The sequence below is a fragment of the Plantibacter sp. 2H11-2 genome, from assembly GCF_050031945.1.
Lineage (GTDB): Bacteria > Actinomycetota > Actinomycetes > Actinomycetales > Microbacteriaceae > Plantibacter > Plantibacter auratus.
This window is the reverse complement of the sequence record NZ_JBNBBL010000001.1, coordinates 1-13,694: the sequence shown is the minus strand read 5'-3', so window position 1 is coordinate 13,694 and position 13,694 is coordinate 1. Positions and strand designations below refer to the sequence as shown.

Here is a 13,694-nt window from a genome sequence, read left to right as displayed (position 1 = left end):
GGGCACTCACCCCACCGCGGTCAGAGGCCGAGGCGGTCGAGCTGCTCCTCGAACCGGATCTGCACATCCTCCGGCTCAGCGTCCTCCTCGGTCGTCCAGATCGCGTCGAGCTCCTGTTGGACGGACGCCGGGAGGGCGGCGAACTTCTCGTCCCACGCGGTGATCGGCGTCCAGTACCCGACGACCTTGAAGCGGGTGGCGGGTAGCCCGAGCTCCTTGCGCAGATACTTGCGCACGTCGCGGAGGGCCACCGTCTCACCCGCCACCCAGATGTAGCCCTGATCGAGCGGGAGGCGCTCGTCCACGACACTCCGGACGAGCCGACCCAGCGCACTCGGGCCGTGTCCGTTGCCGCCCACCACCCAGGTGACCGCCACGTCGTCGTTCGTCTCGACCGCGATCCGCTCCCGCTCGCTCGGTACCTCGAGCACCACGCGGGTCCGCAGTCCGGGCGGTGTCTGTGCGACGATGCGCGTGACTGCGGGAAGACCGGTGAGGTCGGCGACGAGGACCTGCCAACCGAGGTCGGCGGGCGGCGCGTACAGGCCGGTGGGCGAGTTCAGGCCGAGCACGTGCCCGGGCTGGGCGCGAGCCGCCCACGGCCCCGCGACCCCGGCCTCGTGCACGACGAAGTCGATGTCGATCTCGACGGGGTCCTGCCGCACAGCGCTGATCGTGTACGTCCGCATCGGTGCCTGCGGGGAGCCCTCCGGCGTCTCCCACCAGTCACCTGACGGTACCGGGAGCGAGACGTCCGTCGGGTCGGCACCGTGGGGGAAGAAGACGCGGACGTACTCATCACCTGTGCCGGTGCTGACGAAGTCCTCGACGCCCGGACCACCGAGGGTGATGCGGATCAGGTTCGGACTCAGGGGTGTCGCTGCGGTCACGATGCCGCGGTGGATCTTCATGGCGTCTCGGCCTCTCGGGTCGGTTCGGTGTGCTGGGTCGGATGCGGGCTGTGCGCGAGCCAGGACTCGCGGTAGGGGCCGGGGGAGGCGAGGAGGTCCGCGTGCGAGCCGTGCTGGACGACCCGACCGTCCGCGAAGACCGCGATCCGGTCGGCGGTGGCGGCCTGCTCCAACCGGTGCGCGATGAGCAGCGCGGTCCGGTCCGTCCGGAGGACGGCGATCGCCGCTTCGACGGCGTCGCGATGGTGCAGCCCGACGTCGGCCGTCGCCTCATCGAGGATCACGATCGCCGGGTCCGCCAGGAACGCCCGAGCGACCGCGAGTTGCTGGATGCGTCCCTCGTCCAGCGGCACGGGCGACGGCCTCGACCCGGTCGGGTCCGCCGTCGGGTCGTCCTGCAACGCGGTGACCGCCCACTCGGCTCCGACGGCACGGAGCGCCGAGACCATCTCGTCCCGGCTGGCGTCCGGCGCGCCGAGCCTGAGGTTGTCGGCGATCGAGCCACGGAAGTGGTGCAGCTCCTGCGACAGGTAGTACGGGGTGTGGCCGACGAGCACCCGCCCCGACGTCGGCGGATGGTACCCGGCGACGACCCGCGCCAAGGTGCTCTTGCCGGAGCCGGACGTGCCGACGAGCGCTGTGGTCGTGCCGGGCGGTACGTCCATGGTGACCTCCGCGATCCCGCGGTCGGTGGTCGGATACCGGAACGTCAGGTCGCGCACTCGGATCGCCGGCGGTGCGGTGACACCGTCTGCGGCACCGCCGACGGGTGAGGGCGACTCCGGCATCGCGGACGACGCTGCTGCGAGGTCGATGACCCCGACGAGCCGAGCCAGCCCGACCGTGGCCCGCTGGATGTCGTCGAGCCCGAAGATGAGCCGGCCGACCGGATCGAACAGCCGGTGGAACAGGAGCGCGGCGGTGGTCACGAGCCCGACGGTGATCGTGCCCTGCATGTTGAGGAGGAAGCCGGTCGCCAGGATCGCGGACAGTCCGACGAGCTCACCCGAGTTGATCCATCGGAACAAGCGGTTCGCGACCCGCACGCCCTCGATCTGCGCGTCGATGGAGGCGGCCGCGCGTTCCCGGACACGTTCGAGTGCGTGGTCCGTGCCCACGAACGCGGCGAGGGTCTCCGCGCCGTCGACCGCGTCCAGCACGGCCTGACTGCGCGACGCTTCGCGGATCCGGACCGTGCGGAACACCACTCGGGATCGCCGGAGGAACGCACGGGTCCCGAGGACGTAACACGGTGCCGAGGCGAGACCGGCGAGCGCGAGCCACGGGTCGACGGCTGCCAGGGCGACGGCCGACACCCCGATCGCGAACCCGGCGGAGAGCAGGGTCGGGGCGACGTTCCCGCCGGCCTCCGCGACCGCGTCGACGTCGCCGGTGACCCGGGACAGGAGATCGGCACGCTCGCCGTCGTCGACGGTGCTCACCGGGAGCCGCATGGCCGAGGCGAACACGTCCTCGCGCAGTTCGGCGAGCAGGTCCTGCACCAGCCCCGTGAGCACCCGAGTCGCCCACAGCGTCACCGCGACGGCCCCGACAGCGCCGACGGCGGCTGCGGCCACCCAGCCTGAGACGACGCTCAGCCCGGCATCGGAAGCGACGGCGTCCACGATCCGCCCGAGACACGCGGGCATCACGACGCCCAGTGCGGCGGCTGCGAGGAAGAGGACGACCACAGCGGCGGTCCGTCCGCGGTGTCGTCGGAGGAGGGCACCGACGACGGTTCGGACGCGAAAGCCGTCGGCGACGGGGAGCATCTCGGCGGTGGTGGGCTCCATGGCGGGATCAGTCATGGCGGGTCTCCGAACCGGGAGTGAGCTCGACGACCCTGTCGCAAGCGTTCAACAGGACCGGTGAGGTGGTGATGACGACGACGGTGCCGTCGTGCGCCGCGAGTGCTCGGGCGATGCGGGTCTCCGTGAGGACGTCGACGGCCGACGTCGGTTCGTCGAGGACGAGCACGTCCGCACCGGCATGGAGCGCCCGGGCGATGCCGACGCGCTGGCGCTGCCCGCCGGAGAGCCGTCTGCCCGCCTCACCGACCGGTGACGACCAGCCGCCGAGCTGCACGACCGCGTCGTCGAGCGCCGCCATGCCGACGAACACCGCATCCGGGTCGCCGGTCACGTCATGACCGCGGACCGCCTCCGCCAGGGTGCCGCTCATGATGCGCTGGCCGTGCGGTGGCGCGACCACACGACGGCGGTACGCCACCGGGTCGAGGTCCAGCTGGTCGACGAGTCTGCCGTCGACGGCGAGCGAGACGCTGCCGCGCTCGGCGGGGGTCCGCATGCCGAGCAAGCGAGAGAGGGCGCGCGCCGTGTCGCTGTCGGGCGGCCGGACGCCGAGCAGTTCAACTGCACGGACGTCCACCGGTCGGTCCTGGTGTTCGGGGTGGAAGGACAGCACGACGTCGGTCGAAGGGCCGGAATCGGACGTCTCGTCCAGCCGACCGCCCGCTTCGAGCAGGTCGTCGGCGTCGACGACCGCGGCCAAGCGCTTGGCGGAGGCGAGCTTGTGGATCCAGTTCGAGGGGAAGGTACCCGCCTGTGCGAGGTATCCGCTGATGAACTGCGCGAGACCGAGCACCGTCACGAGCTCGCCGATGCTGATCCGCCCCTCCGCGGCGAACCACGCGGACAGGCCGACGAGTGCGGCCATGACGAACGCCGCCAGCGTGCCGCTCACGGCGTCGAAGAGGGCGAGGGACCGCCCGGCGGACGTCGCTGCGCGTCGTGAGACGTCACTGGCGGCGTCATACCGGCGCACGGCCTCAGCACGCCCGCCGATGCCCACGAGCACTCGGAACCCGCTCATGAAGTCGGCGGCCACCGCTCCGGCCTCGGTCGCCGCCCGTTGCTCGGCGAACCCGCGGCGCTCCAGCGGGCGTGACACGACGCGCATGACGAGCATCATCCCGATGGTCGACACGAACACCACGATCGTCGCCACGGGCGAGATCACCGACATCGCCAGGGCGGCTCCGATGATGGCAGCGATGGTGGCGGACTGCTGCGCGACCGACCAGGCGACGCCGGCCACCCGGTAGGTGTCGGACGTGACGACCGTCAGGGCCTCACCCGCCGAGAGGTTCTGTCGTGAGAGCTGCGGCCGAAGCATCCGGGACAGCGTGAGGTGCCGGAGCGCCTGTTCGCCGTGCCCGTAGATCGACACCATGAGGCGCGACGCCGATTGGTAGCTCACCGTCAGGACGAGGAAGGTCCCGACCAGGACCCCGATCCAGACCCCGAGGGCGACCGGATCGGACGGCACCACCGCGCGGTCGATGGTCGCCCCGATGATGACGGGGATCGCCGCCTCCGACAGGGCGTGCACGATGAGGAGGCTGGTCGCGGCGACGAGCATGGCGCCGCGACCGTCCGCTCCCAGCGCGATGCCGAAGAGGCGCCGCGGCGTACTCGTCGTCGTCCCGCTCACCGGCTCCGCCGTCCGAGCGGGAGCACCAGCGGGGTACCGGAGACGGGGTCGGTGATCACCTGGCACGGCAGGTCGTACACGGCCTCCACGAGGTCGGCGGTGATGATCTCCTGCGGATCGCCCTGGGCGACGATCGCGCCGTCGCGCATCGCGACGAGATGGGTCGCATAGCGGGCGGCGTGGTTGAGGTCGTGGAGGACCGCGACGAGGGTGGTGCCGCTGCGGTGCAGATCCGTGAACAGCTCCATCAGCTCGATCTGGTGCGCGATGTCGAGGAAGGTCGTCGGCTCGTCGAGCAGCAGGTGCTTGGTCTGCTGGGCGAGTGCCATCGCCACCCAGACGCGTTGCCGTTGGCCGCCCGAGAGCTCGTCGACCAGCCGGCGGGACAGCTCCGTGACCCCGGTCGCGGCCATCGCCTCCGAGACAGCCGCTTCGTCGGCGCTGCTCCACGTCCGCATCGCGCTCTGGTGCGGGAACCGCCCACGCCCGACGAGGTCGGCGACGGCGATCCCGTCGGGGGCGATGGCGGATTGGGGGAGGAGCCCGAGTCGGCGAGCGGTGTCCTTCGGCTTCGACGCGCGGATGTCCGCCCCGTCGAGGAGGACGGCACCGGCGGTCGGGCGCAGGAGCCGTGCGAGTCCGCGGAGGAGGGTCGACTTGCCGCAGGCGTTCGGTCCGATGATGATCGTGAACGAGTCGTCCGGCACCTCGAGCGACAGCTCGGAGACGACCGGAGCATCGCCGTAGCCCAGGGTGAGATCGCGGGCGAGGAGCGACGTGGTCATGGGAGTTCCTTTCACGTGCGGCGCACGAACTGGGCGGCCAGCAGGCAGGTCAGATAGATGCCACCGACCGAGAGCGTCACCACGCCGACCGGGACCGCGAGCAGCTGGGCGACGGCGTCGGAGACGACGACCAGGGCCGCTCCAGTGAGCATCACCGGCGCGAGGCCCATCGGGGTGTTCGAGCGGGTGAGCCGTTGAGCGATCTGCGGGGCGGCCAAGGCGATGAACGAGATCGGGCCGGCGGCGGCGGTGACGAGCGCCACGAGGGCCACACCGACGACCATGGCGATCAGCCGGGTGCGTCCAGGGCGCACTCCGAGGGCCATGGCGGCGTCGTCGCCCATCTCGAGCACGGGCAGCGAGCGTCGGAGTGGCCGCGCCAGCAGGGCGAACACGACGAAGGCCGTGGCGGCGGGGAGTAGCTGGTCGAAGCCGAGCGAGGCGAGGGATCCGGCACCCCAGGTGGCCGCCATCATCGCCTGCTCGACGCTGACGGAGATGAGGATCCAGGAGGTGAGGGAGCCGAGCCCTGCCGAGACGCCGATGCCGACGATGATCAGCCGGAAGGACGACATGGTGTGGCGGTTCGCGAGGACGGCGACGAGCAGGGCGGTCAGCAGGCCGCCGACGAGTGCCCCGGCGGCTTTGAACAGGTAGGTGTTGAGCCCGAGGACGAGCATCGTCAGCGTGACACCGAACTGCGCGCCGACACCGAACCCGATGATGTCCGGTGAGCCGAGCGGGTTGCGGGTGAGCGACTGGAAGATGCCCCCGGCGAGCGCGAGCGCCGCTCCGCAGAGCACCGCGAACAGCACCCGCGGCAGTCGCCACTCGGTCACGACCTGGCGGACGTCCGGGTCGGACGCGGGGTCGACGATCGCCCGGATGACCGCGTCGAAGCCGATCTGGTACGCACCGATCGTCGTCGCGAACAGCCCTGCTCCGATGATCACCACGACGAGTCCGAGGCACACGAGGACAGACCGCACGGGTACGAGCGTCGCGATGTGCGCGGTCTCCACGCGGATCAGCCGTCGTCCATGGTCGATGACGCTCACAGTCCGCTCACCCGCTTCCGACGCACCAGCATGATCAGGATGGGAGCGCCGAGGAGCGCCGTGACGATCCCCACCCGGAGCTCTCCGGACGGCAACACGATCCGGCCGAGGACGTCTGCGAGCAGCAGGAACGCGGGGCCGATCACCATCGAGTACGTCAGCACCCAGCGCTGGTCGGGGCCCGTGAACCACCGGACGACATGGGGGATCATGAGTCCCACGAAGGCGATGGGACCGGCGGCTGCGACGCCCGTGCCGGCCAGGAGGGTGACGGCGACGACGACCCACACCCGGGCGCTGCGCACTCGCGCCCCGAGCGCCTGGGCGAGCTCGTCTCCCAGGGTCAGAGCATTCAGTGACCGGGCGCAGAGCAGACCGATCACGAGGCCCGTGACGATCAGCGGAGCAGCCCACGTGAGCTGGTCGAGGGTGCGGCCTCCGATGGATCCCACGCTCCAGAAGCGCATGACCTGGAGGGTTCCTTCGTCCCGCAGCACGATCGCGGTGGTGAAACCGGTGCAGGCGGCACCGAGGGCGACCCCCGCGAGGGTCAGTTTCATCGGGGTCGCACCCGAGGCCCCGACGGATCCGAGCGCGTAGACGATCACCGTGAGGATGAACGCACCCGCCAGGGCGAACGGGACGTAGGTGCCGGGAGTCGTCAGTCCCAGGACACCGACCGCGAAGGTCACGGCGAACGACGCGCCGGCGTTCACCCCGAGGAGGCCCGGGTCGGCGAGCGGGTTGCGGGTGAAGGCCTGGATGAGCCCGCCGCAGACGGCGAGCGCCGCACCGACCAGGATGCCGAGCAGCGTCCGTGGGACGCGCAGCTCCATGATCATGAGGTGCAGGGGGTTCGCGTCGTCGTAGGCGACGAGCGCGCGGACGACGGTCAGGGGATCGATGGCCCGATTGCCGATGGCGAGTGAGGCGACGGCTGCGGCGATCAGCACCACCGTGGCGACGAGGAGCCCGACGGCGAGGGTCCCGGTGCGGTGGGGCGAGACGTCTGCGCGTCCGGCCCCACCGGGCATCGGGACGTCCGCCGCCCCGCCCGCAGCAGGCGCTGCTGACGGGGCGGCGGTCCGGGAGATCTCCGACGTCACTTGCCGTCGATGGTCGGCTCGCCCCGCAGTGCCGCTGCGAGGTCGTCGACGTAGCCGGGCAGGACGTACTGCAGGGACAGGACGGTCGGCGCGCTGATCGCCGAGGCCTTGGCGGCGTCGGCGTAGATCACGTAGGACCCGGCGGCGATCGGCGACCAGCGCGACACCACGGCGTTCTCGACCGTGTACGTCCCTTCCTCGGCACTTCCGCCCCATGCGGCGAACAAGTCGGCGTCCACGTCGTAGAGCTGTTCGAGGCTGACGCCGGTGTACCAGTTGTCGCCCTCGGCGCTCGCGAGGAAGCTGTCCATCGCCGAGGTCGAGGTGAAGCCGAGCGCTTCGGTGATGCGGACCCGCGGGTCGTACTCGAGGTAGACGCCGAGGTCCGTCCCGCCCTCGTTCAGGGTGAGGCCCCAGACGAAGCTCTTGTCGTCGAACTCGGGGTGTGCGTCGGCGAGGGAGGTGATGAGGTCCTCGGTCTCGCCGATGAGCTCCTCGGCCTTGGCCTCCTCCGAAATCGCCTTCCCGACGGTGCGGGTCATGCCCTCCCAGGTGCCCGGGTTCCAGGGCCCCTCGATGTAGGGGACGGTCGGGGCGATCTCGGTGAGCCGCTCGTATTCGATGTCGGTGACACCGGAGTAGAGGCTCAGGATCAGGTCGGGCTTCAGAGACTTGATCGCCTCGTAGTTCGGGCCGTCGTCCGTGAAGGGGATGATCTCGGGCATCTCGCCGTACGCCTCGGAGACGTAGTCCTCGAACCAGGGCTGGTAGCCGCTCTCACCGGCACCCCAGACCTCTTCGATGCCGACGGGGTTGGTGCCGAGGGCGGCGACGATGTCAGGCGTCATCCACCCGAGAGCCACGATCCGTTCCGGCTTCTCCGGGATGACGGTCTCACCGTGGGCGTGTTCGATGACGACGCCGTCGGTCGATGCCGTCGTCGATCCGGTGTCGCCGGTGGCGGCCGAACATCCGGCGAGGGCGAGAGCGGTGGCGATGACGGCGGCGAGGAGGGTGGATCCTCGGCGGACGTTCGGGCGCGCGAAAGCGTGCGGCATGGGGCTCCTTTGAAGAGGGGGGAGTGGGATCACCGCTGGCGATCCAGAAGTTAGGTAAGCATGTCCTAACAGAACGATCGTAGGGCGCTTCAAGGCATGACAGCGTCGAGGAACCGACGAGTTCTATCGCCGATCCGACACGACGATGTGTGCCCGGGTGGATCAGCGCCAGTAGAGCTGGTGGGCGGGGTCCGCCTGCACCCGTGCCACGTACTCCCGAGGGGTCATGCCGAACCGGGCTCGGAAGCTCGCGGAGAAGGCGCTCGAGGACGCGTACCCGCACCGGTGCGCGGCCGCCCCGATCGGCATGCCGTCGATGATCAGCCGCGCCGCCAGCGTCATCCGGACACCCGTCCGCCACCGGGCGAAACTCATCCCGGTGTCGTGCTGGAAGATCCGTAGCACGGTGCGCTCGTGGAGGCCGTGCACGTCGAACAGCTCGCGCGCGCCCCGGAGGTCACCCGGGTCGGCGAGGATCGCACGGACGAGCGGACGGACACGATCGTCGGACGGCATCGGGATCTCGCCCCAGCCGTCCGCCGTCTCCGGCGCGGGCTGCTGCAGCATCTCGATGAGGACCGCCTGCGCACGGACCCGGAGGTCGGTCGGCATGTCGTTGATCCCGAGGTGCAGCAACATCTCCTGCACCGCGCGCGGGACCAGGACCTGGGTGACGGTCTCGACGGGCGCGATCAGCGAGGTGGCGGGGAGGTAGGTGTAGCACCCGGTGGAGTCGCGTTCGTGGTGCGCGGTGTGCGGCGTGTGTGCTGGGATCCAGACGCCCTGACCCGGTGCGAGGCGCCACATCGCGTTCGGGAGATGCACCCACACGGTGCCGCGGTAGCACCAGGCGAGCATGGCGTCCGGATGACGGTGCGGTGGCGAGAGCGGGCGACTCCCGGTGTCCTCGTCGGTGACGACACCGGTGCCCATCAGATACGGTTCGGCGACGGATGACGGATGCTCGGGGCTCGCGTCCCAGTCGACCTGGCTGTACGGGCTCAACGAGCGCTCGTGCCGGCGTCGCCGATCAGCGGGAGGCCGTCGTCGTCGAAGCGGACGCCTTTCGCGGCCAGCCGGCGTTCCGCCTCGTGGTGGACGACGCCGCGCTTGCGCGGATCGGCTTCGAGGAGACGGAGCAGGAGCTCGTCGGTCGCGTTCGGGTGCAGCGCGATCTCGATGCGCGCACCCCAGAAGCGGTCCTTGAGGAAGAGCTCCAACGCCGCTGGGTCGGCTGCCGGGTTGTGCGCCGCAGCGGCGCGGATCGCCTGATTGGGGTCGTACGCGAGGACGGAGAACTCCTCGAACGTGCTTGCCGATCTCGCGAGCTCGTAGCGACGTTCCTCGTCGGCGATCTGCTCCGGCGTCTTGCGTCTGGCCACGGTGGTCCCTTCGTCGCGTCGCCGTCAACCTACCTGGCTCGCACGATGTTCGACAACGGCGGCTTGCCGCGATGACTCGCAGACGGGACACTGGGGGCGCTGCATGGACGTCATGAGCGTGATCTTCGGGGGAAGGAGCAGCGATGACCGCTGCACCGGGATGGTACGAGGCGGGGACGCCGGGCAAGCTGCGCTGGTGGGATGGAACGCAGTGGACTGCTCAGGAGGCCGACGCCGCGCCACGGGTGAAGCAGCAGGCGCCGACTCCCATGGTGTCGCCGTCGCAGCTGCCGTCCGGACCGCAGCTGGGCTGGTATCCGACGGGGCCGGATCAGCTCCGATGGTGGGACGGCTCGCACTGGACGGGGCTCAGGGTCAAGAACGGGAAGCCCGGGACCGATTGGGCGACCACCGAGCAGCCGAGCTTGGCCTGGGTGTTCGGCTCGGTCTTCCTCGTGTTGGCGATCGCGCAGTTCAGCCTCGGCGCGCTGTCCAGCCACCTGTCGTTCAACGGATTCCCGATGCTGCTCCTGACGCTGCTCTGGTTCGGTATCGCCGCCCAGACGACGGCCGTGCGGCGGATCCCGCAGCCGGTCGGCGCCCCGGTGGTCGTCGACGTGGTCCGTCCATTGCCGGGTGAGCAGGACGGTCCCGGTGCCGGTTGGTACTCCGTGTCGCCGCGGGCGACGAGGTGGTGGACCGGCTCACGCTGGGCCCAGTACGTCGGAACCCAGTACGGCATCCGGCCGACGTTCCATGGAACGCGCGCGTTCCGCACCTATCTCGTCATGTCCTGGGTCGTCCTCGGGATCGGTGTGCTCGCCTTGGCCGTCGGCGTGGTCATCCTCGTCAACAGCAGCGGCGACGGCTACGGCTTCCTCGGAGGGGTCATCGGCGGCATCGTCGTCGGTGGCGGCGTCCTGTTCGCGGTCCTCGGCGGGGTGCTCCTGATCATGTCGCGGATACAGCGCCGGCTCCTGCTCCTCCCGGAGCAGCCGCCCGGGCACTGACCGCGGCGCGGCACAAGGGGAGGACGGCCCGTCGTCCGCGGGTAGGCTCGTCAGTCGGATGCGAAGCGTCCGACCACCGATCCGAAGGGCACACGATGACCACGCAGGAACTGACCATCTCGAACTTCGAGGACACCGTGTCGGCCGAAGGCATCGTCCTGGTCGACTTCTGGGCCGAGTGGTGCGGCCCGTGCAAGGCTTTCGGCCCCGTCTTCGAGCAGTCGAGCGAGCAGCACCAGGACGTCGTGTTCACCAAGGTCGACACTGAGGCGAACCAGGAGCTCGCGAGCGGGATGCAGATCACGTCGATCCCCACGCTCATGGCGTTCCGCGACGGCGTGCTCGTCTTCTCGCAGGCCGGTGCCCTCCCCGCGCCGGCACTCGAGGACCTCATCTCGCAGGTGCGCGGTCTCGACATGTCCGAGGTGCACGCCGCCATCGCAGCGGCGAAGGCCGAGGCACAGGCCGAGTAGCCGACGTCCAGAGGAGGCGGTCAGTCTTCCGGATCGCCGGGCGGACGCGCGAACTCGAGCCGGTGGACACCGGGCTCGTCGAGCCTGATCCGCAGCCGCCCGGCCGGCGCGCCGTCCTCCAGCCGTGTCGGCAGTGCGCCGCCAGGGCCCGTGATGGCGATCATCGAGCCGTCGTCCGGCAGCTCGACGAGCACGCCGCCGACCGTGAGAAGCAGGGTCGCCGCGACGGGGCGATGACGGCTCCACTCGACATCCGCGACGTGTCCACCCCGGACCCGGAACCCTCGGAACCGTCCCGCCGACCACTCGGCCGGGAGGGTCGGCAGCAGCGACAGGACACCGCCGTGCCCCTGGACGAGCAGCTCGACGACACCGGCCGTCCCACCCAGGTTGCCGTCGATCTGGAACACGTCGTCGAGGTCGCCCATCGGGTGCAGGTCGAGCAGCGAGGCCGATGACAGCGGACCGAGTAGCGTGTCGAGCGCCTCGGACGCGAGCCCTGGATCACGGAGTCGTGCGGCCAGGCAGAGGACCCAGGCCATGCTCCACCCGGTTCCGCCCCCGCCGTTCGCGAGTCTCCGTCGCAGTGCGCGTCGGGCTGCCTCGAAGTGCTCGGGCGTGTCCGATTCGGTGATCCGGGTCCCCGGATACAGGCCGTACAGGTGGGAGAGGTGCCGGTGGCCGGGCTCGATCGGCTCCCGCTCCTCGGCCCATTCCAGGAGTGTTCCGTCGCGGCCGACCTGCGGCAGTCGGAGGGTGGCCACGGTGTCGCGTGCTCGAGCCAGGAGCCCGACGTCCGCGATGCCGTCGCCGACCCGCTCCGCGAGCGCGAGGTACTCGCGGAGGCACTCGTGCGCCAGCTCCTGGTCCATCGCCACGCCGGCCGTGACCGCCGCCGTGTGATCCGCGTCGACCACGAACCGGTTCTCCGGTGAGGTCGACGGACTCACGACCAGCGATCCGGCGGCATCCGTGACGACCATTCCCAGGACGAACGAGACCACCGGCTCGACGGTCTGCAGGACGGCGACCCGCTCGGCGTGATCAGCACCGCCGTCGTCCAGACGACGGTGGAGGTGCGCGACGAGCCAGGGGAGCGCGCTCGGCCAGTTCGCCCAGTGCGCGTCGAGCGGCACGGCGTCCGTGTGCCGCCAGAGGTCGCTGTTGTGGTGGGCTGCCGCCCCGTCGAGGCCGTAGGACTCGCCGCCGGTGCGCTGTCCGGCGTCCACCAGTTCACCGATGAACCGGGTGAGTGGCTCGACGAGGTCACCCAGGCCGGTGCTCTCCGCCGGCCAGTAGTTCATCTGGAGGTTGATGTTGGTGGTGAAGTTCGCGCTCCAGGGCGGTCTGACCTGATCGTTCCAGACCCCCTGGAGGTTCGCCGGCTCACTCCCCGGTCGGGAGCTGCCGATGAGGAGCGCCCGTCCGAGGTCGAAGTAGCGCTCCGCGAGGTCGGCCGACGCGGACGCCGATGCCGAGAGGTCCAGTTCGACGCGGTCGAAGAGCGACCGATGGTCGGCGACGTGCCGATCGAGCAGCGCTTCGCCGGATCGCTGCAACGCACGCGAGACCGTCCCCTGGGTGTGCTCCAGCAGCGTGGACGGGTCGCCCGACGGTCGTTCTCGCCACCCGCGGTGCCCGGAACGTGCACCGGCGACGAGGCGGAACCCGCCCGGGATCGCCTGCACCGCGACCACCAGCGCCCAGGCCATGCCGGCGTCGACGAGACCCTCGGCGTCCGGGACGTCGGTCGGGTACCGGATGGCCTCGTCATCGTCACCGCCGAGATATGAGGGTCGCACGCTCGCCGGCGCACGGCCGGTCGCCGACCACCACCGGGTGTCGCCGACCGTGCGCTCCTCCGTCGTCGACGGGTGCGGCGTCGCGAACCCGACCAGCGGTTCACGGACACCGTCACCCAGCAGCTCGACGACCAGCACGTCGTCCACCGCCGACACGAACGCGTGGAGCGTGACCGCCTCGCCACCGCTCGTGGACGTCGTCTCGACGACGCCGCGCGCGAGATCGGAGGTCCGTGTCGAGCGCGAACCGCTGTCGGGCGACGCGTAGTCGATGGTGAGGCGCCCGAGCGGCTGGAAGGACTCGGTGAACGCGGTCCCGCGCAGTGCAGCCGAGCGGGCATCGGCCGCCACGGGATCGCCGTCGGCGATCGCCCGGCGCACGGACTCCAGCGGACTGGGAAGCGAGCGGCCCGCCGGCTCGTCGCCCGGACGTCGCGGACCTCCCGACCACAACGTGTCCAGTGAGAGGTCGATGCCCTCCCGTCCGGGCACACCGTCGAGCGCCGCGCCCAACGTCCCGTTCCCGATGAGGAACCGATCGACGAACCGGGTGCCCGGTCCGTCGAGTTCGATTCGATGACGCTCGACGCGCTGCTGTCGGCGATCCATCAGTGGTCGAGTCGGAGCAGCACGGCACCTGTCTCTTATACACATCT

Annotated in this window: 12 protein-coding genes; 2 read left to right on the top strand and 10 right to left on the bottom strand. The window is 70.6% G+C overall.

The genetic code is table 11. The features are described 5' to 3' along the window. Positions 1-20 precede the first annotated feature (20 nt). The 9 genes from ACQG07_RS00060 to ACQG07_RS00020 all read right to left on the bottom strand — a co-directional run bounded on the left by ACQG07_RS00060 (position 21) and on the right by ACQG07_RS00020 (position 9,753). Positions 21-911 carry a siderophore-interacting protein gene (locus ACQG07_RS00060; protein WP_426736795.1) on the bottom strand — a complete coding sequence of 297 codons (891 nt, stop codon included), beginning with the start codon at positions 909-911 and terminating at the stop codon, positions 21-23. Further along, the gene (locus tag ACQG07_RS00055; RefSeq protein ID WP_426736793.1) at positions 908-2,719 is read right to left on the bottom strand and encodes an ABC transporter ATP-binding protein; all 1,812 of its coding nucleotides are present in this window, start codon (positions 2,717-2,719) and stop codon (positions 908-910) included. The genes ACQG07_RS00060 and ACQG07_RS00055 overlap by 4 nt, the downstream gene beginning before the upstream one ends. After that, positions 2,712-4,364: an ABC transporter transmembrane domain-containing protein gene (locus ACQG07_RS00050; RefSeq protein WP_426736792.1), complete on the bottom strand. Its 1,653-nt coding sequence runs from the start codon at positions 4,362-4,364 to the stop codon at positions 2,712-2,714. Before ACQG07_RS00050 ends, ACQG07_RS00055 begins: the two co-directional genes overlap by 8 nt. Next, positions 4,361-5,149 carry an ABC transporter ATP-binding protein gene (locus ACQG07_RS00045; protein ID WP_426736791.1) on the bottom strand — a complete coding sequence of 263 codons (789 nt, stop codon included), beginning with the start codon at positions 5,147-5,149 and terminating at the stop codon, positions 4,361-4,363. Before ACQG07_RS00045 ends, ACQG07_RS00050 begins: the two co-directional genes overlap by 4 nt. Positions 5,150-5,160: 11 nt before the next feature. Beyond that, positions 5,161-6,207 carry a FecCD family ABC transporter permease gene (locus ACQG07_RS00040; protein WP_426736790.1) on the bottom strand — a complete coding sequence of 349 codons (1,047 nt, stop codon included), beginning with the start codon at positions 6,205-6,207 and terminating at the stop codon, positions 5,161-5,163. Next, positions 6,204-7,241: a FecCD family ABC transporter permease gene (locus ACQG07_RS00035; protein ID WP_426737322.1), complete on the bottom strand. Its 1,038-nt coding sequence runs from the start codon at positions 7,239-7,241 to the stop codon at positions 6,204-6,206. Before ACQG07_RS00035 ends, ACQG07_RS00040 begins: the two co-directional genes overlap by 4 nt. A 68-nt stretch (positions 7,242-7,309) precedes the next feature. Further along, entirely contained in the window at positions 7,310-8,371 is a 1,062-nt protein-coding gene (locus ACQG07_RS00030; protein ID WP_426736789.1) for an ABC transporter substrate-binding protein, read from the bottom strand. A 162-nt stretch (positions 8,372-8,533) separates the two neighbouring features. After that, entirely contained in the window at positions 8,534-9,376 is an 843-nt protein-coding gene (locus tag ACQG07_RS00025) for a helix-turn-helix transcriptional regulator (protein ID WP_159878645.1), read from the bottom strand. Continuing rightward, positions 9,373-9,753, bottom strand: coding sequence for a hypothetical protein (locus ACQG07_RS00020; protein ID WP_192018005.1), 381 nt, complete (start codon positions 9,751-9,753; stop codon positions 9,373-9,375). Before ACQG07_RS00020 ends, ACQG07_RS00025 begins: the two co-directional genes overlap by 4 nt. 143 nt (positions 9,754-9,896) lie before the next feature. Here ACQG07_RS00020 and ACQG07_RS00015 point away from each other — a divergent pair, with 143 nt between their 5' ends. Both ACQG07_RS00015 and trxA read left to right on the top strand, forming a co-directional pair. Continuing rightward, a complete protein-coding gene (locus ACQG07_RS00015) occupies positions 9,897-10,763 on the top strand; it encodes a DUF2510 domain-containing protein (protein WP_426736788.1) in 867 nt (288 codons plus the stop codon). A gap of 95 nt (positions 10,764-10,858) precedes the next feature. Further along, positions 10,859-11,236, top strand: a complete 378-nt coding sequence (gene trxA / locus ACQG07_RS00010) for a thioredoxin (RefSeq protein ID WP_056006082.1) — start codon at positions 10,859-10,861, stop codon at positions 11,234-11,236. 20 nt (positions 11,237-11,256) lie between these two features. Here the strand turns inward: trxA and ACQG07_RS00005 are convergent, their stop codons facing one another. Next, on the bottom strand, positions 11,257-13,647 hold the full coding sequence (locus tag ACQG07_RS00005) for a glycosyl hydrolase family 95 catalytic domain-containing protein (RefSeq protein WP_426736787.1): 2,391 nt from the start codon (positions 13,645-13,647) through the stop codon (positions 11,257-11,259). Positions 13,648-13,694: the final 47 nt, after the last annotated feature.

What these genes read in the sequence shown, in the direction of transcription:
- ACQG07_RS00060 (WP_426736795.1), bottom strand. Translation starts at nt 911, where the DNA reads ATGAAGATCCACCGCGGCATCGTGACCGCAGCGACACCCCTGAGTCCG.
- ACQG07_RS00055 (WP_426736793.1), bottom strand. Translation starts at nt 2,719, where the DNA reads ATGACTGATCCCGCCATGGAGCCCACCACCGCCGAGATGCTCCCCGTC.
- ACQG07_RS00045 (WP_426736791.1), bottom strand. Translation starts at nt 5,149, where the DNA reads ATGACCACGTCGCTCCTCGCCCGCGATCTCACCCTGGGCTACGGCGAT.
- ACQG07_RS00035 (WP_426737322.1), bottom strand. Translation starts at nt 7,241, where the DNA reads ATGCCCGGTGGGGCCGGACGCGCAGACGTCTCGCCCCACCGCACCGGG.
- ACQG07_RS00030 (WP_426736789.1), bottom strand. Translation starts at nt 8,371, where the DNA reads ATGCCGCACGCTTTCGCGCGCCCGAACGTCCGCCGAGGATCCACCCTC.
- ACQG07_RS00015 (WP_426736788.1), top strand. Translation starts at nt 9,897, where the DNA reads ATGACCGCTGCACCGGGATGGTACGAGGCGGGGACGCCGGGCAAGCTG.
- trxA (WP_056006082.1), top strand. Translation starts at nt 10,859, where the DNA reads ATGACCACGCAGGAACTGACCATCTCGAACTTCGAGGACACCGTGTCG.
- ACQG07_RS00005 (WP_426736787.1), bottom strand. Translation starts at nt 13,647, where the DNA reads ATGGATCGCCGACAGCAGCGCGTCGAGCGTCATCGAATCGAACTCGAC.